The organism is Pseudomonas sp. FP2338 (assembly GCF_030687515.1).
GTDB classification, from domain to species: domain Bacteria; phylum Pseudomonadota; class Gammaproteobacteria; order Pseudomonadales; family Pseudomonadaceae; genus Aquipseudomonas; species Aquipseudomonas salomonii.
Genome location: NZ_CP117436.1, coordinates 761,993 through 786,995, shown reverse-complemented (window position 1 = coordinate 786,995; position 25,003 = coordinate 761,993). Strand labels below are relative to the sequence as shown.

At 62.0% G+C, this 25,003-nt stretch carries 21 protein-coding genes; 14 read left to right on the top strand and 7 right to left on the bottom strand.

Features of this window, described 5'->3' with window-relative positions; translation table 11 throughout:
• Positions 1-6: 6 nt before the first annotated feature.
• Positions 7-903: a PA4780 family RIO1-like protein kinase gene (locus PSH96_RS03325; RefSeq protein ID WP_058419449.1), complete on the bottom strand. Its 897-nt coding sequence runs from the start codon at positions 901-903 to the stop codon at positions 7-9.
• Between the two features lie 134 nt (positions 904-1,037).
• Positions 1,038-2,315 carry an acetyl-CoA C-acetyltransferase gene (locus PSH96_RS03320; protein WP_305457497.1) on the bottom strand — a complete coding sequence of 426 codons (1,278 nt, stop codon included), beginning with the start codon at positions 2,313-2,315 and terminating at the stop codon, positions 1,038-1,040.
• A gap of 114 nt (positions 2,316-2,429) precedes the next feature.
• Between PSH96_RS03320 and PSH96_RS03315 the strand changes: the two genes are divergently transcribed.
• The 4 genes from PSH96_RS03315 (at position 2,430) to PSH96_RS03300 (ending at position 8,621) form a co-directional block, all read left to right on the top strand.
• Complete coding sequence (locus PSH96_RS03315) at positions 2,430-3,773, top strand: 3-oxoacyl-ACP reductase (RefSeq protein WP_305457495.1); 1,344 nt, start codon at positions 2,430-2,432, stop codon at positions 3,771-3,773.
• A 2-nt stretch (positions 3,774-3,775) separates the two neighbouring features.
• Positions 3,776-4,624 (top strand): MaoC/PaaZ C-terminal domain-containing protein, encoded by an 849-nt coding sequence (locus tag PSH96_RS03310; protein WP_305457493.1) that lies wholly within the window; start codon positions 3,776-3,778, stop codon positions 4,622-4,624.
• 301 nt (positions 4,625-4,925) lie between these two features.
• The gene (locus PSH96_RS03305) at positions 4,926-6,755 is read left to right on the top strand and encodes a collagen-like triple helix repeat-containing protein (RefSeq protein ID WP_305457491.1); all 1,830 of its coding nucleotides are present in this window, start codon (positions 4,926-4,928) and stop codon (positions 6,753-6,755) included.
• A gap of 183 nt (positions 6,756-6,938) precedes the next feature.
• A complete protein-coding gene (locus PSH96_RS03300; RefSeq protein WP_305457490.1) occupies positions 6,939-8,621 on the top strand; it encodes a ShlB/FhaC/HecB family hemolysin secretion/activation protein in 1,683 nt (560 codons plus the stop codon).
• Between the two features lie 888 nt (positions 8,622-9,509).
• Here the strand turns inward: PSH96_RS03300 and PSH96_RS03295 are convergent.
• The gene (locus tag PSH96_RS03295) at positions 9,510-9,917 is read right to left on the bottom strand and encodes a response regulator (RefSeq protein WP_305457489.1); all 408 of its coding nucleotides are present in this window, start codon (positions 9,915-9,917) and stop codon (positions 9,510-9,512) included.
• A 59-nt stretch (positions 9,918-9,976) separates the two neighbouring features.
• Complete coding sequence (locus tag PSH96_RS03290; protein ID WP_305457487.1) at positions 9,977-10,183, bottom strand: Flp family type IVb pilin; 207 nt, start codon at positions 10,181-10,183, stop codon at positions 9,977-9,979.
• Between the two features lie 330 nt (positions 10,184-10,513).
• Here PSH96_RS03290 and cpaB point away from each other — a divergent pair, with 330 nt between their 5' ends.
• From cpaB to PSH96_RS03250, 8 genes are read left to right on the top strand one after another with little or no spacing between them, the layout of a single operon-like run.
• Positions 10,514-11,440, top strand: coding sequence for a Flp pilus assembly protein CpaB (gene cpaB, locus PSH96_RS03285; protein WP_305457485.1), 927 nt, complete (start codon positions 10,514-10,516; stop codon positions 11,438-11,440).
• 15 nt (positions 11,441-11,455) lie between these two features.
• A complete protein-coding gene (locus tag PSH96_RS03280) occupies positions 11,456-12,676 on the top strand; it encodes a type II and III secretion system protein family protein (protein ID WP_305457483.1) in 1,221 nt (406 codons plus the stop codon).
• A complete protein-coding gene (locus PSH96_RS03275) occupies positions 12,673-13,866 on the top strand; it encodes a pilus assembly protein (RefSeq protein WP_305457481.1) in 1,194 nt (397 codons plus the stop codon). The genes PSH96_RS03280 and PSH96_RS03275 overlap by 4 nt, the downstream gene beginning before the upstream one ends.
• Positions 13,863-15,125 (top strand): CpaF family protein, encoded by a 1,263-nt coding sequence (locus tag PSH96_RS03270; RefSeq protein ID WP_017136720.1) that lies wholly within the window; start codon positions 13,863-13,865, stop codon positions 15,123-15,125. The genes PSH96_RS03275 and PSH96_RS03270 overlap by 4 nt, the downstream gene beginning before the upstream one ends.
• Positions 15,126-15,144: 19 nt before the next feature.
• On the top strand, positions 15,145-16,026 hold the full coding sequence (locus PSH96_RS03265) for a type II secretion system F family protein (protein WP_305457479.1): 882 nt from the start codon (positions 15,145-15,147) through the stop codon (positions 16,024-16,026).
• Between the two features lies 1 nt (position 16,027).
• The gene (locus PSH96_RS03260; RefSeq protein WP_305457477.1) at positions 16,028-16,921 is read left to right on the top strand and encodes a type II secretion system F family protein; all 894 of its coding nucleotides are present in this window, start codon (positions 16,028-16,030) and stop codon (positions 16,919-16,921) included.
• Positions 16,922-16,931: 10 nt separating this feature from the next.
• On the top strand, positions 16,932-17,654 hold the full coding sequence (locus PSH96_RS03255) for a tetratricopeptide repeat protein (protein ID WP_305457475.1): 723 nt from the start codon (positions 16,932-16,934) through the stop codon (positions 17,652-17,654).
• Positions 17,655-17,656: 2 nt separating this feature from the next.
• Positions 17,657-17,926: a DUF3613 domain-containing protein gene (locus tag PSH96_RS03250; RefSeq protein ID WP_305457473.1), complete on the top strand. Its 270-nt coding sequence runs from the start codon at positions 17,657-17,659 to the stop codon at positions 17,924-17,926.
• A gap of 256 nt (positions 17,927-18,182) precedes the next feature.
• On the opposite strand, the gene PSH96_RS03245 is transcribed toward PSH96_RS03250, so the two are convergent.
• Both PSH96_RS03245 and PSH96_RS03240 read right to left on the bottom strand, forming a co-directional pair.
• Positions 18,183-18,965, bottom strand: a complete 783-nt coding sequence (locus tag PSH96_RS03245) for a response regulator transcription factor (protein ID WP_305457471.1) — start codon at positions 18,963-18,965, stop codon at positions 18,183-18,185.
• Positions 18,966-19,091: 126 nt separating this feature from the next.
• Positions 19,092-19,565: a prepilin peptidase gene (locus tag PSH96_RS03240; protein WP_305457469.1), complete on the bottom strand. Its 474-nt coding sequence runs from the start codon at positions 19,563-19,565 to the stop codon at positions 19,092-19,094.
• Positions 19,566-19,637: 72 nt separating this feature from the next.
• Here PSH96_RS03240 and PSH96_RS03235 point away from each other — a divergent pair, with 72 nt between their 5' ends.
• Both PSH96_RS03235 and PSH96_RS03230 read left to right on the top strand, forming a co-directional pair.
• Complete coding sequence (locus PSH96_RS03235; RefSeq protein ID WP_305457467.1) at positions 19,638-20,078, top strand: TadE/TadG family type IV pilus assembly protein; 441 nt, start codon at positions 19,638-19,640, stop codon at positions 20,076-20,078.
• Positions 20,075-22,804, top strand: a complete 2,730-nt coding sequence (locus PSH96_RS03230; protein ID WP_305457465.1) for an ATP-binding protein — start codon at positions 20,075-20,077, stop codon at positions 22,802-22,804. The genes PSH96_RS03235 and PSH96_RS03230 overlap by 4 nt, the downstream gene beginning before the upstream one ends.
• On the opposite strand, the gene PSH96_RS03225 is transcribed toward PSH96_RS03230, so the two are convergent.
• Positions 22,801-24,777, bottom strand: a complete 1,977-nt coding sequence (locus PSH96_RS03225) for a pilus assembly protein TadG-related protein (RefSeq protein WP_305457463.1) — start codon at positions 24,775-24,777, stop codon at positions 22,801-22,803. The two genes, PSH96_RS03230 and PSH96_RS03225, sit on opposite strands and share 4 nt — an antisense overlap.
• Between the last annotated feature and the right edge of the window lie 226 nt (positions 24,778-25,003).

The following is a 25,003-nucleotide window of genomic DNA, read 5'->3' as shown; positions in this document are numbered from 1 at the left end:
GGGAGATCACTGCATCCAAGGCGGCGGCGGTTCTTCCGCGGTCTTGCTCGGTGGCGCGTCATCCGCCGCCCGAACCGCTTGCTTGCGCTCTTCATCCAGCCGCGCCGCTTCGATTTCGCGGATCACACCGCCCACGTCCGCCAGCTCTTCCGGCTCGTCAAACTCGCCGGTCAACACGCTGGCCGGGTGCAAGGTGCCGGCTTCGTATAGCGCCCACATTTCCTTGGCGTACTTGGTCTTCTTCAACTCCGGGGCAAAACGCCCGAAGTAGGAAGCCATGTTGCCCACATCCCGCTCCAGCATGCTGAACGCGTGGTTGTTGCCCGCCGCATCCACTGCCTGGGGCAGGTCGATGATCACCGGGCCGGTTGGCGTGAGCAGTACGTTGAACTCGGACAGGTCACCGTGCACCAGGCCGGTACACAGCATCAGCACAATCTGGGAAATCAGGAAGGCGTGGTATTCGCGCGCCTGGTCCGGCTCCAGCGTGACGTCGTTAAGACGCGGCGCTGCATCGCCGTACTCGTCGGCCACCAACTCCATCAACAGCACGCCTTCCAGGAAGTCGAACGGCTTGGGCACGCGAACGCCCGCACCGGCGAGGCGAAACAACGCCGCTACTTCAGCGTTCTGCCAAGCGTCTTCGGTTTCTTTCTTGCCGAACTTGGAGCCTTTGGCCATGGCCCGGGCCTGACGGCTGTTACGGACCTTGCGGCCTTCCTGGTATTCGGATGCCTGACGAAAACTTCGTTTATTCGCCTCCTTGTAAACCTTGGCGCAACGCAATTCATTGCCGCAGCGCACCACATAAACAGCTGCTTCTTTACCGCTCATGAGAGGGCGCAGCACTTCGTCGACCAGACCGTCTTCGATCAGGGGTTCAATGCGTTTAGGAGTCTTCATCAGCTTTTATTGTGGGTCCTTTATTACCAAATACGCGTATGGCACTCGTTATACGGCAATCGGCGCGCCGGTGGGAGGGGCTACCGACCTCTGACCACTGAAGAATGCACTCAATATGCCAATTTCGTAGGCAATCAGCGTTCAATGATCGCCGTCACACCCTGACCACCGGCGGCGCAGATCGAAATCAGCCCTCGGCCCTTGCCCGCCGCGTCCAACAGTTTGGCCAGGTTGGCGACGATGCGCCCGCCTGTGGCGGCAAACGGGTGCCCGGCCGCCAATGAACTGCCTTTGACGTTGAGCCGGCTGCGGTCAATGGCGCCCAGCGGCGCATCCAGCCCCAGGCGGCTCTTGCAATACTCAGGGTCTTCCCAGGCCTTGAGTGTGCACAAAACTTGGGCAGCAAAAGCCTCGTGAATCTCGTAGTAGTCAAAATCCTGCAGTGTCAGGCCATTTCTCGCCAGCAAGCGTGGCACCGCGTAGACCGGCGCCATGAGCAGGCCTTCGGCGCCGTTGACGAAATCTACCGCCGCCGCTTCGCCATCGCGCAAGTAAGCAAGAATCGGCAAGCCGCGCTCCTTGGCCCAGGCTTCACTGCCCAGCAGCACCAACGAGGCGCCGTCGGTGAGTGGCGTGGAGTTACCGGCAGTGAGCGTGCCCTTTTCACTGCGCTCGAACGCCGGTTTAAGGCTGGCGAGTTTTTCCAGGGTCAGGTCGGGTCGCAGGTTGTTGTCACGGGTGAGGCCCAGAAACGGCGTGAGCAAATCGTTATGCCAGCCTTCGGCGTAGGACGCAGCCATTTTCTGATGGCTTTCCAATGCCAACTGATCTTGCTCAGCGCGCGGGATCTGCCAGGTCTGCGCCATCAGCTCGCAATGCTGGCCCATGGACAGGCCGGTGCGCGGCTCGCCATTGCGCGGCAGCTGCGGCTTAAGGTGATGGGGACGAAGTTGTAACAGGACTTTTAATTTATCCGCCATGGACTTGCTGCGGTTGGCTTGCAGCAAAATTTTGCGCAACCCCTCATTCACACCGATCGGCGCATCGGACGTGGTGTCGACGCCGCCGGCAATCCCACACTCGATCTGGCCCAGGGCAATCTTGTTGGCCACCAGCAACGCCGCCTCCAGCCCCGTGCCGCACGCCTGCTGAATGTCATAGGCCGAGGTTTGCGGCGACAGACGCGAGCCCAGCACGCATTCGCGGGTGAGGTTGAAGTCGCGCGAATGCTTGAGCACCGCCCCGGCAGCCACCTCGCCGATGCGCAGGCCGTGCAGGTTGTAGCGCTCGATCAGGCCTTCGAGGGCAGCAGTGAGCATCGCCTGGTTACTCGCCGTGGCATAGGGGCCATTGGAACGGGCGAAGGGGATGCGGTTACCGCCAATGATCGCTACACGGCGCAATTGAGTCATGGAAAGCTCCCTGAAGGTTGTGGGTCGAGTCTTTGAGACTAGCCTAGGCTCAATCGAACGACTTTCACCTATTGATGGTCCACCGTTTGAACCCCAGCACTCGGAGAGCGTTCCATGTCTGACCGTTATATCGACTTCGCCAACTCAAGCCTCGGCCATCGCCTGGTCGCCGCCATTGGCCTGCCGTCACCGGTACGCCTGGAACGCTGGCAGGCCGGACGCCTGCGCCCGGTAGAGGGTGCACTGCTGCTGGGCGGCGGCGCGCTGGCCGCCAAAGTGCAGGTGTTTGCGCACAAATTGACCGACGCGATTTACACCTACGGCGCCGAGTCGTCGACCTGGATCCCGGGCCACGGCCCCAAGCTCAAGGCCGTGGTGTTCGACGCCAGCGACTTGCAGCACACCGACCAGCTCAAGCAACTGCGCGAATTCTTTCAGCCTTTGCTGAAAAATCTCGATTACAGCGCGCATCTGGTGATTCTGGGACGCGCGCCAGAAAGCCTCAGCGACCCGTTTGCCGCCAGTGCTCAGCGCGCCCTCGAAGGGTTCAGCCGCTCATTGGCCAAGGAGCTGCGCAGCGGCGGCGTGTTGCAACTGTTGTATGTGGGCGACGGTGCCGAGGACCAGCTGGAAGGTGCGCTGCGTTTCTTCCTGTCGCCGAAAAGTGCGTACATCTCCGGCCAGGTTATTCGCTTGCACGCCTGTGCCACCCCGGTTGAAGACTGGACGCGCCCGCTGGCCGGCCGCAAGGCGTTGGTCACGGGTGCTGCGCGTGGTATCGGCGCGTCTATTGCCGAAACCCTCGCGCGCGACGGCGCCGAGGTGATCGTGCTGGATGTGCCCCAGGCCAAGGCCGACCTCGAAGCCCTCGCCGCTCGCCTCGGCGCGCGCACCGTGGTGCTGGATATCTGCGCCGAAGACGCCGCTACACAGTTGATCGAACACCTGCCGGACGGCATCGATATCGTGGTGCATAACGCCGGCATCACCCGCGATAAAACCCTGGCCAACATGACCCCGGAATATTGGGACGCCGTACTCGCGGTCAATCTCAATGCGCCGCAAGTGTTGACCAAGGCTCTGCTCGACAGCGGCACCCTGCACGACAACGGCCGCGTGGTGCTGCTGGCGTCTATCAGCGGGATTGCCGGTAATCGCGGGCAAACCAACTACGCCGCGAGCAAGGCCGGGCTGATTGGCCTGGCCCAGGCCTGGGCGCCGCTGCTGGGCGAGCGCGGCATCAGCATCAACGCGGTCGCGCCGGGTTTTATCGAAACCCAGATGACCGCGCACATTCCCTTCGCCCTGCGTGAAGCCGGGCGGCGCATGAGTTCTTTGGGCCAGGGTGGTTTGCCGCAAGACGTGGCAGAAGCCGTCGCCTGGCTCGGGCAGCCGGGCTCCGGGGCCGTCAGCGGCCAGGCGCTGCGGGTGTGTGGGCAAAGCCTGCTGGGAGCGTGACTATGCAGTGGCAGACATTGGACAGCACCCCGTTTCTGTTGCCGCTGTATTGGCGGGCGGCGCTCAAGCGCAAGATCAGCGGCAGCACCTTGCCTGATGGCGGATTGCGCTGCCATGTACGCGTGAACCCTGAGCACGTCGCGGCCTATCGCAAGGTCTGCGGGTTTGCCGACAGCCCGGTGCTGCCGGGTACTTATCCGCATATCCTGGCGTTCGGTTTGCAGATGCAATTGCTCACCGACAAACATTTCCCCTTTCCGCTGCTGGGGCTGATTCACCTGAGCAATCGTATCCGCATCCACCGGCCGTTGGGCGGCGTGAATAACCTGATAGTTGGCGTATACGCGCACAATCTGCAGCCCCATGCCAAGGGGGCGACCTTTGACATTGTGACCACGGTGGAGGACGCGCTGGGGCTGTTGTGGGAAGCAGACAGCCGCATGCTGTGTCGAGGTGTGAAGCTGGACGGCGAAGCGCAAGAGGCGCCTTTATCCGTGTGCGGCACTGTCAGCGAAGTCGCGCGGTGGAAGGCGCCCGCCGATATCGGTCGCCAATATGCGCGGGTATCCGGCGACTACAACCCAATCCACCTGAGCGCGCTGACGGCCAAGCTGTTCGGCTTTCCCCAGGCTATAGCCCATGGGCTGTGGAATACCGCGCGAACATTAGCCGCGCTGAATGAACATTTGCCTGCCGCCAATGTAGAAATAGAAGTCGAATTCAAAAAACCGGTACGCCTGCCCAGTGAAGTGGTATTACTCAGCAGTGCCGCAGGTTCGAGCGGGGAGTTACAGTTGAAAGGCCCCGGCGATATTCAACATATGCTCGGCAAGTGGCGGCCCATCGCCTGAAAAGTGCACATTAATTGTATATATACACCCTAAGTTATAGCGGACGCCTCGGCGTCCGTTTTTTATTCAAACCCATGAATTATAAGATATAAACATCTTGATACATCTCTCGATTACACCCTTCGTATTAGTCATTAAGCCGACCACGGCCTGGTGTATATAAATCGTTAATACCAAGTTGAGCGTTGCGCGAAAGAGTACCCGGGTCTGTGATGACAACACGGACAAACGTATCGCTATCCCAAGAAATAGCGAGCGTTTGAAAACAACCAAGGTTGTACAGGTGCAAGGGAACTCAATCATGAAAACTCAAACTCAAGTAGTGCTTTGGAAAGCAAGTACCGCGCTGGCCCTGGTCATGGCGATGAGCCTCGGTGGCTGCAGCAGCGGTGGTGGCGGGCATCACAGCAGTGTGGCGGCCTCTTCGCCTGATGCAGGTGCAGGTGCAGGTGGTGGAACCGGCGGTGGTACTGGCGGCGGCACAGATGGCGGAACCGGCGGTGGGACTGGCGGCGGTACAGATGGCGGAACCGGTGGTGGCACTGGCGGCGGAACAGATGGTGGAACCGGTGGTGGCACTGGCGGCGGTACCGGTGGTGGTACTGGCGGTGGCACAGGTGGCGGAACCGGTGGTGGTACTGGCGGCGGCACTGGCGGTGGAACCGGTGGCGGCACTGGCGGCGGCACAGGTGGCGGAACCGGCGGTGGCACTGGCGGTGGCACTGGCGGCGGCACAGGTGGCGGAACCGGCGGCGGCACAGGTGGCGGAACTGGTGGTGGCACTGGCGGCGGTACAGGTGGCGGAACCGGCGGTGGCACAGGTTCGACCACTACACCTCTGGTTACCGGCCAGATTGCCCGCACCCTGGGCGGCACTGTCGGTAACGTAGGCGCAGCAGTCGGTGATCTGGGTTCGACCTTGAACAATGTGCCTGTTGTCGGCACAACGGCAGGCGGCCTGGTCACGGCGACCGGCACTGCGGTCACCAGCATCGGCACTGGCGTCACCAGCGGCCTTGGTTCGCTGGGCACTAACAGCAACTCCCTGGGCATCACTGTCGCAGGTGTAGGTAATGGCGTGGCCGACCTGGGCACTGGTCTGTCGACCACTGGGAAATCGCTGTCGACCACCCTCGGCGGCGTGCCCGTGGTGGGCGGCGTGACCGGTGGCGTAGGCGGTACGGTAGGTGGTGTTGTGGATAAAGTCGGCGAGGCCGTCACCATGCTCGGCAATACCGTCAGCACTGCCAGCACCACTGGCCCATTGGGTTCGCTAACCAACACAGTGGGCGGCAAAGTACTGGTGCCTGTGGTGTCGCTGGTGGAAAACACCACCGGCAATCTCGGCAAGGCCACCGGCCTGGGCACTCCTGTGAATGGGCTGCTGGATAAAGTCGGCTCCACCGTCACCGGCCTGGGCACTCAAGTTGCCGGTGCTGGCGGTACTGGCAACCCTGTTACCACCATTGTCGGCAGCGCTCTGACGGGCGTAGGCGGCACACTCGATAAATCCGGCGGCTATGTGGCTCCAGCCAGCGGCGCCGCAGCGCCCGGTATACCGGAGTTGGTCGGCGGCCTGGTGGCCAACGTGGGTAACGGCCTGAATGCCGGCAACACCAACGGCACTGTGAGTGCTGCCGGTGTCACCGGGGGCGCAGTGGGCAACACTGTCGCCTCGCTCGGCACTGTTATCGGTGGCACTGGCGTCGCCAACACCGCCGCCACGGCGCCGGTCGCAGGCTTGGCCACTAACGTCGGCGCGGCGCTCAATCCGGTAACGTCCGGTGTGGCCACCCTGACCCAAAACGTCGGCACCACCACAGGCGTCGGCGTGCCAGTCAACGGCCTGGTAACCCAAGTCGGTGGTGCGGTGAGCAGTCTCGGCACTAACCTGACCGCCGCCAATGCCAACCCAGTCACCAACGCGGTAGGCACCACCGTCACCACAGTCGGCAACACCGTAGGCTCGGTAGGTGGTTTGGTCACCGGTGGCACCAGTGGCAGTAGCGGTGGTTTGCTCGGCGGCCTCACCGGCGGCACCGGCGCCAGCACATCGGGCAGTGGCACCACAACCACGGGCACAAGCGGTGGTCTGGGCGGTTTGCTGAATGGCCTGACCGGCAAAAAATAAATTGCACCTGGCCGATTAGACGGCCTCCCCTACAGCGCCTACGCTTGGTTGAGACGAGAGACCCTTATAAGTCTCTCGTCTTTTTTATGGGCCGGTCCGATCAAAAAAACCTCGCCCTCCCGAACCGCGTCCCAGAACCCGGCGGGCCCGAAGCGCTGCTGCAGTTTGACCATGGAGTGTCCTATGCGCGTGTTGACGCCGTTGTTATTGCTCACCCTCAGTGCCTACGTTCAGGCCGAGACCCTTCCCAGCTTCCTCAACAGCAACGACACCATCCGCAACCTGCCGGTGCCCAACCTCCCCGCCGACGCTTATCGGCCGAGCACACCCCAGACCCAGTTGCCGCAAGCGCCCGCCACCCAGAAACAGCCGTTGCTGATGGACACCAAAGTCACCATCCGCAAGCTGCAGATCGAGGGCGGTACGATCTACCCGCTGGACGAAACGGCCAAGGCCTACGCGCCGTTGATTGGCCGTGAGACCAACCTTGCGCAACTGATCGAAGCCACCCGCACGATCACGCGGCGCTACCAGCAGGACGGCTACCTGTTGTCCTACGCGTTCCTGCCGCAACAGACCTTCGAAAACGGCCTGGTGCGCGTGGTATTGGTGGAGGGTTACATCAAGGATTACGAGCAAAGCGGCGACATCGGTTCAGTCTCGGCCTACGTCGACAAGCTGGCTAACAAACTGCTGGCCGAGCGCCCGCTCACACGCAAGACGTTCGAGCGCTATACCACGCTGATGGGGCGTATCCCCGGCGTGACCCTGCAGGCGCAAGTGCCGCCGCCGGGCACCACCGATGGCGCCACGCACATGAAGATCGAGGCCTCGCGCAAGCCGTTTACCACCAGCATGAGCCTGGTCGACAACAACCGTAATGGCACCCAAGCGTTGCTCACCGCCACCAGCAATTCACAGACGTCCATGGGCGAGCAACTCTACGTCAGCGGCCTGTTCCCGCCGGGTGACGACAAAGAACATTACTACCGCGTGGGCTACAGCCAGTTCATCAATGCCGAGGGCAGCCAGTTGATACTGGCTGCCGAGCGTTATCGCGCCGACCCCAGCAGCAATATCCAGCTGGACGGTGGCTTCGAACTCAAGCCGCACCAGTCGATCGACCGCTACACCATCGGCCTCAGCCACCCGCTGATTGCCTCACCCAATGAATCGCTGACCCTGGCCACACGCCTGTATGCCGTGGACCAGACCACACGCTATCAACTGTTGGGCTACCCCAACCGTTTCGACATCGAAAGCGACCTGCGCGCCCTTGCGTTCGAGGGTGACTGGCGCAAGTCCGACACCCGTCAATTGCGCATCCTCAGCGCCGGCCTGTACCAAGGCATCAACGGCCTGGGCGCCAGAGCTCACAGCGACCTGGGCACGGCAAAACCTGATCTGGACTTCTTCCGCCTGCGCCTCTCCGGCGTGCAGAGCGACAAGTTCTTCGACAACTGGCAAGGCGTGCTTTCGGGTGCGTTCTACTGGAGCGACGCCACATTGCCCGACAGCGAACGCGCCACCTTCGGCGGGCAGAACTTCGGCCGCGGCTACCCCGATGATCAAGCTTCGGGCGACAAGGGCTGGGGCGTGGCGTATGAGGTCAACTACAGCTTCAACCGCGCGGGCGACTGGGTGAAGATCCTGCAACCCTATGTGGTGCTTGACCGCGCCAAGACCTGGTTCAACGAGCTGCCGGTCAAAGGCAACGACATGTCCTCGGCGGCCGTGGGCCTGCGCTTTGGCGATAACAAGTACTACAACATCGCCCTGGAGGCGGCCAAGCCGATGTCGGACATCGCCCTGGACAGCTTTAACCGGCGGCCGCGGTATACCTTGAGTTTCAGTTATCAGTTGTGAGGGGCTGCGGAGTACATATCCGTTGCTGCGGTAACGGCCGCCTATGGTTTCGCTCTTACAGCGACTCACTTTTCGAAGGACCGAAAAGTAAGCAAAAGGTCCTCGCCCCAACACTCGGTGCCTCGCTGTGGCTCGGCATGCCCGCAATCCGACAGTGATTTGGGGGGCCGCCGCGATGGGCCATCCTTGGCCCAGCGCGGCTAAACCGGCATCCCTGCCGGTTTACCCCCCAAATCACTGTCGAATTCCGGCCATCGTGTTTGACGGGGCGATTTCAGATCAAGATCAAGATCAAAAGCGCAGATCAAAAGACCGCTGACTTCGCCAGCGAAAAGGATGTAAGGGCCAGAGCAACAGCAACAGCAACAGCAACAGCAACAGCAACAGCAACAGCAACAGCAGAGCCATACTCGGTCAAAGGTGGGAGCTGGCTTGCCTGCGATGGCCTCAACTCGGTGTACCTGATGTACCGAGGTGTCTGCATCGCAGGCAAGCCAGCTCCCACAGAAAACCAGCTTCCAGGTGTATGCGAATCCGCTTTTCGCTTTTGCTTCAACCACTCAGGTCGGCTTTCAGGCCGCCGTGCTCTGCTTTTGATCTTGCTTTTGATCTGAGGCGCCCCGTCAACCACGATGGCCGAACGCAGGCTTGAATCCGTGGGTAACCCGGCAGGACGCCGGGTTAGCCGCGCTGGGCCAAGGATGGCCCATCGCGGCGGCCCACGGATTCAAGCCGGAGTGCGGGCACACCGAGCATTAGCGAGGTGCCGAGTGGTGGGGCACAGACCTTTTGGTTACTTTTGGGGCGTTTGCCAAAAGTGACCCGCTGTAAGAGCGGAACCATAATCAGCCATTACCGCAGCAACGGATATGTACTCAACAACCCCCGCTACAACCGAGACTTACGCTGAGGAAAAAGACTGTTAAGCGTATCAATCAACCGCACCAGATAAATGGGCTTGCGAAACAGATCCAGCACCTGCAAGCGCAGCATGTCGCTCACATCATCCATCTCGGCATGGCCGGACATCACGATCACTGGCAGGTGTTGGCGATCGGTGTGTTCGCGCAGGCGCTTGATCAGGGAGATGCCACTTTCCTCTGGCATGCGCAGGTCAGTGATGACCAGGGCAATGTCAGGGTGCAGGGTCAGCTCCTGCAAAGCGAAAGTCACGGAGTTCGCGGTAAAACAAACGAAGCCCTCGTTCTCCAGCGACTCCGCCAGTTCTACGAGGGCATCTTCTTCGTCGTCCACCAACAGGATCTGCTGGCGATGAGGTTTAGCGGCAGCGTTCATGGGTACGACCTGGCGTTGCCAATCAGTGACGTCTGTACTCACAGAATACTGCCTGAAACTCAACCGCCTGTAGCAGCCGGGGAAATCGCGGCCCCAATCCTGGTAAAGAAGGCGGTGATCTGCGGCCCGAGAGTAGTCCCGGCTGCCAATATCACCAACGCAACAATCGCCACGAGAATGAGGTACTCAATCGCGGTCGCACCGTCCTTGCGGTGAAAAAGCGACTGAAGTTGAGCGTGAACTTTCATCAACAGATCAAGGATCATAATACGTCTCCTATGGCGGCTGGGCGCCCTAGCTCGGTGCTGCACAGTAATTGCCATGTGCCACCTGAGCATTGTCAACAAACCTCACCCTCACAACTGTAAGAACTGATTAATCACAAAGTAGTGGTCATTTTGCTGGCGCCTGAATCCCTTGTTTTCAAGGCTATCGAGGCTCGCTGCGAAGAAATCTTTCTGTCAGTAATGGCATTTTGTCCTAGCTGAACTACCTTCAAATAGCGAAATAGTTAGTCACTGTTCATAGCAGCCAGGTTGCGGAATTAGCCTGTTCGGATCGACGGGTTTTAGTCCAACAGGAAAAGGAGAGCCGTCATGAACACGCGTCTGAGCATGGTACTGGCCGGTGTGCTTTTGGTCGGTGCGCTGTTTGCCGGTTACTGGGGGTTGGTGCTCAGTCGCGAACCTGCCCCGGCGCCGCCACCGCCGCCAACCGCACCTGTAGAAAAAGCCGTCGCCGTGGTCGAGGACCAGACCCGCCAATCGGTGGTGGTACTGGCCCACGATGTCCCGCCCTTTATTGCCCTGACCGCCGCCGACCTGAGCATCGAAAAACTGCGCACGGCGCCAGTTGGCAGTATGACCAGCGTGGACCAAGCCATCGGCCGCACACCGTGGCGCGCCCTGCAGGCCGGCACCTGGCTCAACGACGAAAGTTTCAGCCCCGGCGGCCCACTGGCGCGGATGATCCGCCCCAACGAACGCGCGCTGGCGGTTGCCGTCGATGAAGTGATTGGCGCTGCCGGCCAGTTGAGCCCTGGCGACTATGTGGACGTGCTGCTGTACCTGCGCCAGGACGTCGCCAACGTCGAACAATCCGCCCAAGTGGTGATCCCCGCCATGCGCCTGCTCAGCGTCGGCGATCAAATGGGCCTGACCAACGACGGCGTTCCCGCTTCACCGCCGGCAATGACCGCCGAAGAAAAAGCCCAACGGCATGCGCCCTCTCGCACCGTGGTGCTGGCGGTGCCCGAACAACTGCTGAGCCAACTGATGCTGGCGACCCAGGCCGGCACCTTGCGCCTGGCCGTGCGCAGCGCCGATGAGCGCTTGCTGAGCCACTACTGGGCCGGTGAGAGCGATGCACCGGGCAAGCTGCAAAGCGCTAACCGCGACCTCTACCAATTCACCCAACTGGCCTTCGTCCAGGCGCCCAAAAAAGTCGCCCAGGGTGGCCCCGCGCGCCGCACCGGTGTTGAGGTGATACGCGGTAATCAAGCAACCCAACAAACACCCGACTGAACAAGGATGCTGTGCATGAACCGACGTTTCGCACCGGTGTTCACGCTGAAAATCGCCTGTGCCCTGATGCTGTCGAACTTGTCTGTGGGGCTCGTTGCAGCCGCCCCGGGCAACTGCGGCAGCCTGGGCCAATTACCCGCAGCACTCTCGGTGGGCGAGGGCCTGCAACAGGAGCTGCAATCCCCTGTCGCCATCACACGCCTGGCCATTGGCGACCCGAAAATTGCCGACGTACACCTCAATGGCGATCGCGGCTTCCTGCTCACCGGCATCGCCTCCGGCACCACCAGCCTGATGGTCTGGACCGCCTGTTCGAACACGCCGCGCCAGAGCATGGTGTTCGTCAAAGGCAAGGCCACCTCGGCATTGACCAGCCTGTCGTTGTCGCCGTCGGACGACCCGACGCTGCCCAGCCAGGTGCAGACCGACATCCGCTTCGTCGAAGTCAGCCGCTCCAAACTCAAGGAAGCCAGCACCAAGATCCTCGGCATCGGCAGCAATTTTTTCCTGGGAAGCCCCAAATTGCTAACCCCGTCAGCCAGCACTTTTCAACTGCCGGTGAGCGCCAGCAACTTCAATATCGGCTTCGGTGGCGGGCGTGTCTCCGCCATGATCAACGCTCTGGAAAGCAGTGGTTTTGCCTACACCCTGGCCCGCCCAAGCCTGGTGGCCTTGAGCGGGCAAAGCGCGACGTTCCTGGCCGGTGGCGAAGTACCAATCCCGGTGCCCAGCAGCGCCAGCAACAACATCTCGATCGAGTACAAGGAATTCGGTATTCGCCTGACACTCACGCCGACGGTGATCGACCGTAACCGTATTTCTCTCAAGGTGGCGCCGGAAGTCAGCGAACTGGACTACACCAACGCCGTGACCATCCAAGGCATCCAGGTACCGGCGCTGACCATCCGCCGCACCGACACCAGCGTGTCACTGGCTGACGGTGAAAGTTTCGTGATCAGCGGCCTGATCAGCAGCACCAACACCACCACTATCAGCAAGTTTCCAGGCCTGGGCGATATCCCGATTCTCGGCGCGTTCTTTCGCGATTCCTCGGTCAACCGCCAGGACAAAGAGCTGCTGATGATCGTCACCCCGCACCTGGTGCAGCCGCTGGCCGCCAACGCCCAACTGCCATCGTTGCCCGGCGAGAAGCTGCGCAACTACGACCCGAACTGGTACCGCTTGTACTTCCTGGAAAATGGCAATTTCGACCGACTCAATGGGTTGTCTCAATGAGCGATAGTCTGAGCCAGACGTTTCTGGCAATCACCCGCAACACCACCGACCTGGAATGGCTGCAGGGCGCGCTGGCACCGCTTGGCCAAGTGGTCAGTGCCGGCAGCGGCACCCTCGACGAGTTGCTCGCGCTGGTGGACGTGACCTTCGCCAACCTGGTGTTTATCGGCCTCGACCGCGAACACGTGGTGGCCCAAAGCGCGCTGATCGAAGGCGCGCTGGAGGCCAAACCGATGCTCGCCATCGTCGCCCTCGGCGATGGCATGGACAACCAGTTGGTGCTCAACGCCATGCGCGCCGGCGCCCGCGATTTTGTCGCCTATGGCTCACGCTCCAGCGAAGTCGCCGGGCTGGTGCGCCGCTTGAGCAAACGCCTGCCGCCGGTGGCCACCAACACTCAACTGGGTGGCCTCACCGTGCTCTACGGCACCCAAAGCAACGCCGACGGCGCGCTGCTGACCAGCCACTTGGCGCTGGTGGTGCAAAAGAGCGGCCAGCAAACGTTGTTGCTTGACCTGGGCCTGCCGCGCGGTGACAGCCTGGCGTTGCTGGGGCTGGAAAGCTCGTTCAATTTCGGCGACGCCTTGCGCCACCTCAGGCGCCTGGACACCACCTTGATCAACAGCGCGTTTACATCCGCTGAAGACGGCCTGCGCATTCTCGCCTACGCCCCCAACGACGAGCCTCTGGAACAGACCAGCGCGGCCGAGCTGTACATGCTGCTCAGTGCCTTGCGCCAGCATTTCCAGCACATCGTGGTGAACCTCGCCGGCCAGCCCGACAGCGAAGCGCTGCGCACCTTTGTCAGCCATTGCGACAAGCTGCTGTGGTGCACCGACCAGAGCGTGCTGGACTGCCGTCGCAACCTCGGCGTGCTGAACCAGTGGCGCGAAAAAGGCATGAAGCTGGAACACGCCAAGCTGCTGGTCGACCGCTACATCAAAGGCTGCGCGCCCGACGCCGAAGCCCTGAGCAAAAGCTATGGCCTTGAGGTGATCGCGGTGCTGCCGCTGAGCCCGGAGGTGCGCCTGAATGCCAAGAACCAAGGGCAAACCCTGTTCGCCCTGGCCCCACGCGAAACCCTGACCCAAAACCTCAAAACCTTGGGCGAGCGCCTGGCAAAGCGCTCCGAAGGCATGAAGCAACCCTCGCACACCTGGTTTGAACGCCTGCTGAGGGCTGGAAAATGAACGGTGAAAAACTCTTCGGCGCCCCCGCCCGCGGCCTGGGTGGCAACACTGACCACGACGGGCTCAAGCTGGTGCTGCATCGCTACATCATCGATGCCATCGAGGAGTCGGGCAAAAATTTGCTGGAGGGTTCACGCCCGCTGTTGGCGCAGTTTGTCATCGACAAAGTGGCCGAATACATCAACCGCATGCACCTGGCGATTTCCCGGTATGAGATGGAACGCCTGGCCGAAGAGATCGTCGATGAGCTGACCGGTTTTGGCCCGCTGGAAGTGTTGCTGCGCGACCCGTCCGTAACCGAAATCCTGGTCAACGGCCCGCATCGGGTGTTTATCGAACGTGACGGCTTGCTGCATCAAAGCGACCTGCGCTTTATCGATTCTCACCACGTTGAACGCGTGATGCAACGCATCCTCGCACCGCTGGGGCGGCGCCTGGATGAGTCGTCGCCGATGGTCGACGCACGCCTGCCGGATGGCAGCCGGGTCAATGCGATCATCCCGCCGATCGCCCTGGACGGGCCGTGCCTGTCGATTCGTAAGTTTCGCAAGGACATGCTCAAAAGCAGCGACCTGGTGGCAATGCAGACCATCGACCAGAACATTTTCGACTTCTTCCAGGAAGCCGTGGGCAAGCGCTGCAATATCTTGATCAGCGGTGGTACCGGCACCGGTAAAACCACGCTGCTGAACATTCTCAGCCAACTGATCAACCCCCATGAACGCCTGGTCACCATCGAAGACGTGGCCGAGCTGCAACTGGGCCACCCCCACGTGGTGCGCCTGGAAACCCGTCCGCCGAATGCCGAGGGCCACGGCGAGGTCAAGGCCAGCGACCTGATCCGCAACGCCCTGCGGATGCGCCCCGACCGCATCATCCTTGGCGAGATCCGTGGCGTGGAAGTGCTCGATGTACTCACCGCCATGAACACCGGCCACGACGGTTCCATGAGTACCGTGCACGCCAACAACGCCGCCGACGCGCTGCTGCGTCTGGAAACCCTGGTGGGTTTGACCGGCCGCGTGGTGGCGGAGAAAACCCTGCGGCAAATGATCTGCGCGGCGCTCGATGTGGTGATCCAGTTGACCCGCTTGCCGGACGGGCGTCGTTGCGTCAGCGAAGTGGTTGAGGTGGTGGGTATCCGCGAAGACGTGTACGTGACCAATACCCTGTTCCGTCATGACCGGCGCACCGGCTTCGGCTTCTTGCGCGAAGCGGTCAACCCCGCCGGCGATAAACTGCGCCGCGAACCGGCTTAGCCTTGAAAGGGACATGACCATGACCGGGGCCATTCTGCTACTCATCTGCCTGATCCTGATCGGCCTGTCGGTCCGCTCCTTTCAGAACGGCCTGCGCCGTGCCCAGACCGAACGGGTACTGAGCCGGCTCGCCGAGGGCCAGCCGCAGCTCGGCGAAGAAGCCAACCAGTGGAGTGGCGTGGAACGGATGTTCCTGCGCGCAGGCCTGGGCAAACCCACGGACAGCCTGGGCCTGTGGCTGGCGATCTGGGCCTTGGGCGCGGCGTTGGGGCTGCTGGTGGCCGGTTGGCTCGGGCTGCTGGTGATGCTGGTGCTGCCGCCGTTGCTGCTGCGCCTGTACATTGCCTGGCGCTACCAACGGCGCATCAAGCGCATGATCGAACAACTGCCGCAATTGCTCGACCACACCGTGCGCAGCCTCAAGGCCGGGCGCACTCTGGCCGACTCGGTGCTCGGCGGTATCGAGATCACCGAAGACCCACTGCAACAGGCCATGGGCCGCATCCAGCGCAACGTGCAGTTGGGCGTAAGCCTGCCGGAGTCGACCCACGACTTTGCCGAATTCTACGAGCGTGATGAGTTTCGCCTGTTCGCACTGGGCTTGAAGATCAACCATCGCTATGGCGGCAACGCCAGCGAACTGCTGGAAAACCTGATCAAGATGATCCGCGAGCGCGAGCAGGCCGCCCGCCAGTTACGCGCCCTGACCGGCGAAACCCGCGTGACCGCCTACGTGCTCGGCGCCATGCCGATTTCGATGATCGGCTACTTCCTGGCGGTGAACCCGGCTTACCTGATGACCATGTGGAACGACGGTACCGGGCGCATGCTGTTGTTCGTGGCACTCGGCATGCAACTGCTGGGCTGCTTCACCTTGTGGCGCATGCTGCGGAGCGTATGAGATGGCTATCCCACTGCTGATCAGCGCCGTAATGCTCCTGGCCGCCCTGGCGCTGGTGCTGGCCAACCTGCTCAAACACCGGCGCGGCCAGCGCCTGGTCGCCCAGCGCTTGCAGGGCCAGATGGGCCGTGAACGCACGCTCAATACGTTGATGCGTCAATTGGGCAACAGCCCTATCGCGCAACGCTCAGTCAGCCTGGACAACGAAACCCAGCTGCTGCTCAGTCGCGTCGGTTGGCGCCAGGCCAGCCAACGCTCCATGTTCGCCGCCCTGCAGGTCGGCACGCCGTTGTTGGCGCTGGGCGTGGTGCTGGTGGGCCAGCAGTTGCTGTTTCCCCACACGGCCTCGCCGTGGCTGGCGCCCGCAATCGGTTTGGGCATCGGCTACCTTTTGCCCAAACGCATCCTGGCCTGGGCCGCCAAGGCCCGTCAGCAGCGCATTTCCCGTGAGGTCTCGACCTTCATTCCGCTGCTGCGCATCCTCTTCGAGTCCGGCATGGCGGTGGAACAAGCGCTGCGCGTGCTGAGCATTGAAGCGCAGCGCCTGCTGCCGGACCTGACTTATGAACTGCGCCTGATCCTGACGCGTGTCGACTCCGGCCTGGAGCTGAGCGAAGAGCTGGGCAAGACCGCGCGAATGCTGGCCGTGGATGAATTCACCGACACCTGCACCATCCTCCAGCAACTGGTGCAGCAAGGCGGCGGCGCGATGAAATCGCTGCTGGCGCTCAAGCAATTGCTCGACGACCGCCGCCTCACACGCATTCAGGAATTCGTGTCGAAGATGTCGGCAAAGATGTCGGTGGTGATGATGGTGTTTCTGTTTCCCGCCCTGCTGATCGTGCTCGGGGGGCCGGCGTTCATCGGCATCTCCCGGGCCTTGAGTAACTTATGAGGACCGCCCGATGAAAGCCTTGATAGCCGGTTTGAGCCTGCTGCTGCTCGGGGGTTGCGCCAGCAATGGCCAAACGCCGTGGGCGGCCCTGACGGCGGGCGGCAGTTGCCCCAAACCTGGGTCTGACCAGGAACTGACGCTTAACCTGGCCGATGAAATGGCCGGCGACGGCAAGCTGCACGCCAGCCTGGCCAACCTGCAAAACCTGCCGGCCAACTTGCCCCAGGTACGCTTGCGCCAGGCCAAGGCGTATCGCCTGCTCGGACGCGCCGAGGCGCCGGGGCTTTATCAAAGCCTGATCGGCACCTGCATGGCGGCCGAAGGCGAGCACGGCCTGGGCCAATTGGCGTCGGCCAAGGGCGACAACAGCCAAGCCATGGCGCACCTGCAACGCGCGGCGCGGCTGGCGCCGACCGATGAAAAAATCCGTAATGACCTGGGCGTGGTCTACCTCAACCAACTGCGCCTGGAAGACGCGCGCTTCGAATTCATGACCGCCATGGAGCTCAAGCAGAGCGACCCGCTGGCGGCGATCAACCTGGTCACCCTGCTGATCTATCAGGACAACTGGAAGCAGGCCGCACAAGTGGCCAGCCAAATGAACCTGAGCCCCGAACAAGTCACCGACGCCCAGGCCCGCGCCGAGAAACTCAAGGGCGCCAGCCTTCCCGTCGCCAAGGCCAAAGACCAAGTGGCGACCGTGAGTGATGCCGCCAGCCCCCCGAGGAATTGATCATGAAAATGCCGTATCTCGCCAGCCTCGCCGTGCTGGCATTGCCCCTCACCGTCATGGCCATTGAGCCCGGCCCGTCATCGCCGCAGCAGGCGGTGACCGAAAGCTGGTTGACCTTGCAGTCCAGCGGGAAAGCAGCATCAAGCACCCGGCAAAAAGCCTCCGCCGCAGAACGTGACCTGGCGGCGCAGCGCTTGCTGGAAAGCTACAAGCACCCGATTCCGGAGTATTTCGATCAGAAGGCAGGCGGGACAGTACAGAGCGGTAATTGACAACAGGACGCGGAGCGTCCTGGGCGGCATTCCCACGCGAGCGTGGGAACGATCATCACTCGGTCAAATGTGGGAGCGGGCTTTCTGTGGCGAGCACGCTTGCTTGCGCTGGGGTGCGAAGCGCGCCCAAAAAAGCCGGAGACTGCTGCGCAGTCAACGGGAGCAAGCTCCCTCGCCACAGCAAGCTCCCTCGCCACAGCAAGCTCCCTCGCCACAGCAAGCTCCCTCGCCACAGCAAGCCCGCTCCCACAAGTGATCAGTGGGCAGTGACTCGCTGGCGCATCGCCGAGTTACTGGGCGACAACGCCAGCGCCAACTGCGTGCGGTTATGCATGTGCGTCAGGCGCAGCACCTGGGACACATACAGCTTCACGGTGTTCTCGGTAATCCCCAACTCGCAGGCGATCTGGTAGTTGGTCTGCCCCTTGCCCACCAGCCGCGCAACATCCAGCTGACGCGGCGACAGCTGGTTGAAGATCGCCGGAATCTCCAGCGGCCCGGCCTCCTCGGCCGACACCTCGTCACCCTCATGCCCTGGCGGGCTGCGGCGTGCTTTGTCGAGGTCCTGGTACAGGTCGTTGATGGACTCGGAAAGAAATTGCAGCTTCTGGTTCAAGTGCCCCAGTTGCAGCTCTTTCTTACGCTCCTCCAACGCCGCTTCCTGGCGCTGCAAACCTTCGAGCAGTTCATCGAGATTGATCGGCTTCTGGTAGTAATCCGCGATCCCAGCGCGCAGCGCCTTGATCACATCCTGCTTGTCCGCGCGGCCGGTCAACATGATCGCCTCAAAGGCGCGCTGCTTGCCCGCAACCTTCTGCAGGGCCTGGACCAACTCGATGCCGTCCATGTCCGGCATATGCAGATCGCACAACACCAGGCCAATATCGGCGTCTTCGGTAAAACGCTTCAAGGCCTGCTGGCTGGATTCACACGGGACACAGCGGAAACCGCTGCTTTCAAGAAATTCACAGAGCTCTTCCACGATCAGCGGTTGATCGTCGACCACGAGCACTTTTACTGCAGAGATAAGCTTGTTCACGCGCTACTCCATGCATTGCAAGCCAAAAGTTTGACTAATCCTTCACCACGAATTTTCCTGTACAACCACGTATTAAACGTAGACGTACTTTCCAACTATGTACATAGCGTTAATACCCTCAGACGATTAATGGATCCAAAACCAGGTGGCGGCAAAACCCACCAGTAAAAACGGCGCAAACGGCAGTTTTCTTGACGGATCCGGCGCCAGATAACCCAGATGGTTTTTAACCCCTTGACCCATAAGCGGCCAAAGCCTTGGCGCGGCCAAAATCCATAGCACATTGGCGACGGCGGCCCCCACAAATGAACCCAGCAGGTAATCGGCATTGGAGGCCAGCGCCAGGGCCGCGAGCAGCTTTACATCACCGGCGCCCAGGCGGCCCAGGGCGTAACCGGGCAAGGTCATCAGCAGCGCCAGAAAAAACGCCCACAGCCCCTGCCCGATGGAAGCGCCCAGCCAGGTGTGGCCCGTCCACACGAGGTAGATCAGCGCCAGCAACGCCGCGCCCAGCGTCAGGCGATTGGCGAGCAAGCGCTGGCGAACGTCCTGCACGGCACACAGCCCCAACCACAACAGCACCACTGCGCTATGGATCACGTAAAAAACATCCCTTTTCACCGATTGATTCTATGCTGATATCAAGTAGTAGCCGTCAGGGTAGACGCGGTGATGAAAACAAGCCTCCCCGAGAAGCAAAAAGGCGCGGCAGCCATCGAGTTCATTGCCGTGTTCGTGGTTTTTTTTGCCGTGTTCTACGGCACGGTCAGCTATAGCCTGCCGCTGCTACTGTTGCAGTCGTTCAACCAGGCCACCGCCGAAGCCGTGCGCCTGAGCGTAGGGCTGGACCCGAATATGCAAGGCTACCCCGCCGCCGTACAGGCCACTGCCAAATCAGCGGTGGCTACCCGCCTTGGGTGGATTCCTCCCGCCTACAAATTCAACGCAGCCACACACGTCACCACCACTTTTACCGGTGGACTGTTGTTGGTGCAGATCAACTATCCCTCGGCCAATCTGCAGGCGGTGCTGCCTTTTATTGTCCTGCCGGGCATTGGCACCGTGCCGCAACTGCCGACGATATTGCAGGCCCAGTCGAGCCTGCAGTTTTGACCTCGGGGGACACGTTGTTCGGGCGCCTGCTTGGTCGCAATGGCGCGCTGGAAATCGACCCGCCCGCGCCGCCGTCTGCCGGGTTGCACGTGCAGCTGGATGGCCAAGGCCGGGTGCTCGACCTCAGCGGCACGTTGCGCCCACAGTTGCCGCCACTGGTTAACTCGCCGCACTTGCAAGCGCTGCTGAGTGCCCACAGCGCCGTGACGGTTGAAGGCGTGCCCGCCGATTGGCAGCGCCACAGCCTCGACCTGGATTTCCACGGGATCGCCGGGCAAATCCTGCACACCCGCGGCACGCTTCAACCCCTCGACAATGGCTGGCTGCTGCACGCCGTAGACATTGGCGACTTGCTCGGCAGCCGGCAATTGGCCGAGCAGCGCGAACAGAACCACCAATTGACCAGCCGCGTCAGTGAGCAACTGCGCGTGTGCAGCCTCAGCCGCCTGCCCGAGGTGTTCAACGAACAGTTGTGCAGTGTGGCGCAGCGCTGGCGTATTCCCTGTGTGGCCCTGGCCCTGCTCGATCAAGAAGACCAGGGCTGGGTGATTTACAGCCAGTACGCCAACCATGACGCGCCGCTGTTCTGGCACACCGGCCAGCGCCTGGGCACCTGCCTGGACAGCCTCAACGGCACCACGCCGCTGAGCCTGCAAGCCCCCTATGGGCGCGGCGAGCACCCGCGTTTGCACAGCATTTTCGGCAATGCCGATGGCTTCCTCGTGCCCTATCGCGACGGTCAAGGTATCGCCGCTTGGCTGCTGTGCGGCGCCTACAGCGGCCAGCCACACAGCAACGACCGCGACTGGCTGAACCTCGCCGCCGCCCTCGCCGCGCCCTTGCTCAGCCGCTTGCGCGAACACCGCCACCATCAACAACTCGAACGCCAGGAAGCGTTGCAAGGCCTGTTGGGCACGGGCTGGTTTGAGTTGTTGCCCGCCAGTGACGAAATCCAGCTTGCCGCCCAATTGATGCGCAACCTCGACCCGGAAGACGGCCCGACCCGGCACCCCCTCGAGGCGTGGCTGAACCACATCCACCCGGCCGACCGCCAGGAGCTGCACAGCCGCCTGCGCGACCTGCAAAGCCTCGGCAAACCCTTGCTCGCCAGCGTGCGCCTGAACCGTGGCGACGGCGCCACGCCGACCTGGTATCGCGTGCAGGGCCAGGTGCTGGGCGCCGGTGAACAGCGGCGCTGGGTCGGCTTTATGCTCGACATCAGCGACATCCAGAACCAGCAGCTGCAAGCCGACGCCGCCCGCGCCCGCCTGGACAACCTGATCGCCAGCTCACCGGCGGTGATCTATGTGCAGCGCTATATGAATGGCGCGCTGCAGCCGGTGTTTTTCAGTCACAGCCTGCTGCCCTTGCTCGGTCGCACCCTCGCCGAATGCACCCATGACAGCCTGGTGCAATGGGTCCACCCGGACGACCGCGACCTGTACTTCCAGCGCACCCGCCAACTGCTGCGCGAAGGCAGCGTGCGCAGCCGTTACCGCGTGCAAGACACACACGGGGATTACCACTGGCTGCTCGACGAAGCCAAGCTGCTGCGCGATGACCTGGGTGTACCGGTCGAAGCGGTCGGCCTGTGGCTGGATGTGACCGAAGCGACCCTGGCCGCCCAGCAGGTCAAGGACAGCGAGGAGCGCTACCGCATCCTCGTCGAAGACTCCCCGGCGATGATCTGCCGCTATCGCCCGGACCTGACCCTGACCTTCGGCAACACGCCGCTGGCCAATTATCTGGAGTGCCAGCCTGCGCAGTTGCGCGGGGTGAACCTGGGTGAATGGCTGTCGACCGAACAGCGCGAAGCATTTGTGCAGCGCATCCAGCAGTTGACGCCGGAGTTCCCGGTGAGCACGGCCGAAATCAGCCTGCAATTGCCCGGCCGCGAACATGCCTGGTGGGTGTGGTCGGACCGAGGCGTCTTCGATGAGCACGGCGCCCTGGTCGAAGTGCAGGCCGTGGGCCGCGACAACACCGAAGTGCGGCGCTCCCAGCAGCAACTCACGCAAAGCGCAAAAATGGCCACCCTCGGCGAAATGGCCACCGGCCTGGCCCATGAGATCAACCAGCCACTGAACGTGATGCGCATGGCCATCGTCAATGTGCTCAAGCGCCTGAGCAATGGCGATGTGCAGATCGACTACCTGACCGAAAAACTCCAGCGCATCGACGCCCAGGTGCAGCGTGCGGCGCGAGTGGTCGACCATATGCGCGTGTTCGGCCGCCGCTCGGAGGTCGAGCAGCAACCTTTCGACCCGGCGCAGGCGTTGGAGGGCACCTTGTCGTTGCTCAGTGAAGGCCTGCGTGGCAAAGGCGTTGAAGTGCGCCTGACCCAGGTGGATATCCCGGTGCAGGTCAAGGGCTACGTCGACCAGCTGGAGCAAGTGCTGATCAACCTGATGGTCAACGCCCGCGATGCGCTATTGAGCCAACGCGAGAAGACCCCCGAACTACGCCCCTGGATCGCCCTGCACACCGAACACGACAGCCGCCACGTGCGCATCTGGGTCGAAGACAACGGCGGCGGCATCGACCCACGCTTGCTGGAGCGCATCTTCGAGCCGTTTTTTACCACCAAGCCGATTGGCGTGGGCACCGGGTTGGGCCTGTCGGTGAGTTACGGCATCGTCGAGAACATGGGCGGGCGCCTGAGCGTCAGCAACGGCGAACACGGCGCACGGTTCTGCGTGGAACTGCCCAGGGCCACCGACGTTTAAATCACCAGATAGGCCTCGCCGGTCTGGCCACAGGTGAGGTTGGCGCCGACGTTCACATTCACCAGGCTGATGCCGAGCATGCTCAGCAGGTTGTTGAGGATCGGGTTGAGCAGCGGGCCGAGCAGGCCATCCACGACGGGAGTGACGATAGCGCTGACACCACCGAGCAACGCCGTGACCGTAGGCGCCAGAATGCCCAACGGGCTTGCTCCGGACGGTTGGTACGCGGTGATGCCCACGCCATTGAGCGTGGTTGAAAGGCTGCTCACCACATTGGTGGCCGGCGTCGCGGCCTTGTAGGTCGGTGTAAGCCCCACATTCGGTGGTGTGGCAAATGGCGTGATACTGGAGAACACCAGGGTTTGATTGCTCTGCGCAATCGGACTCACCACCTTGATCGCGATGCCCCCACCGGCAAACGGCACGCGCGGGTCACAGCTGCCGATGCCGAGAATCTTGTGGCAGGTCTTGGTACCAATATCGATCAGCGGCAACGGCGCGACCGTCATCGGTAAGGTGGTGGAAAACGCATTGGTGATACTGCCCACGTTCAACGACGCCAACGAGGTGGTGGTGTACGCCGTCAGGCTCTTGGTGCCGGCGTTGCCCGTCGGGCAGCTGTAGGCGGTGACGTAACTGCTCGCGGCGCCGGCATCCAGCACGACGTTAATCGGCAGGTTGCCGGGCAGCACCAGCAAATCCGCCTGCTGGCAACCGGCGCCCAGCAAACACAAGGCCGAGTTGATGGTGCTCACCAGGTTCAGGCTCAGCAGGCTGCCGAGCACCGGCGTCAGTGGCCCCAACAAGTCGTTGACCGCCGTGTTCAGCCCCGACAACGCACTCAATACCGGCAAACTCACGGTCACTTGCGTGCGCACTTGGGCGGTGCGTACGTAAATTTTATTTGGCCCTGTAGGGTTGGCCGCTGCCAGCGCCGGGTTGCCGATGGCCGACAACTGCGGCGGTTCGATCACTTTGACCTGGGTGGTGATATTGGCCAGCCCCAGCAGGCTCACGGGCAACGTCGCCGCCGCCGCGCTTTTGCTGTTGGACAGTTGCACCACGCCCTGGATCAGTTGAAACACCTGCAGGTTGGCATTCAGCGCTGCAGCAGTGGTGCCGGTCTGCAATTGCAGGATCTGCCCGACGGTCAACGGCGTCTGGTTGATCGCGGCGACTTGCAAGCTGCCCAGGGCGGTGATCACGTCCGCCGTTGCACCGTTGGCGGTCAGCACGGTGACCGCGGCCTGGATCAACTGCGCGGCGGTGACGTTGGTGTTGAGCAACTGGGTGTAGTTACCGGCGGCCACGTTGAGGTTGACCGCCAGTTGGTTGAGGTAACTGAGCAGGCTGATATTGGTAGTGAGCAAACCATTCCACCCGGCAACCGTCAGGTTGACGTTACCGCCGAGCAAGCCACTGAACAGCGGGTTCAACAAGCTCGCACTCGCCGAGTTGACGCTGGCCAGGTTGCTGTCGAGGGTCAGTTGGGCCGAAGGCGGCGTGGGCACCGCCGCCACGGCGGTCGCGGTCAATACGGTATTGAGGCTTACCGGGTTGCCGGAGAACAACGCCCACACCCCGGCGGCCACGCTGGTGGTCACGGTTTTGCTCACCACCACTTGAATCGCCGATGACACCGCAGGGTTGGCACTGAACATGCGCCGGCCCGACGCGGCGGTGGTCACGGTGCCACATTGGGTCACCAGGGTATTGCCGCTACCCACCACAAAATGATTGCGCGCCACGCTCTGCCCGGCAAACGCCGCCGCGCTCAGACCGCTCAGGCACGTGCCGCTGCGGCTCACGGCTTCCAGCGCCGCCGTGTCCGCCACGCCTTGCAGCTTGCGCTTCTCCAGGTACAGGCGGCCGCTGTCGATCATCAGCAATGTAAAGGCCAGCGCCACCGCCAACACGCCGGCGGCCATCAGGCCGATTGCGCCACGTTGCCTGGAACCAAGTCGGGGAGACATCGAGCACTCCTGTGCCGGCGAGTTGCCGAGCGCTTACTCTCCTGGGATGCAATTGAGTGTAGACAAGGGCTGGAGGTGGTGAAGATCAAAAATGTGGGAGCGGGCTTGCCCGCGATGGCCATCGATATCTACACAACGTTAACGGGCTGACCAGGAGGGTGGGGGGTTGGGGGGTTGGGGGGCATATCCGTTGCTGCGGTAACGGCGGCTTATGGTTCCGCTCTTA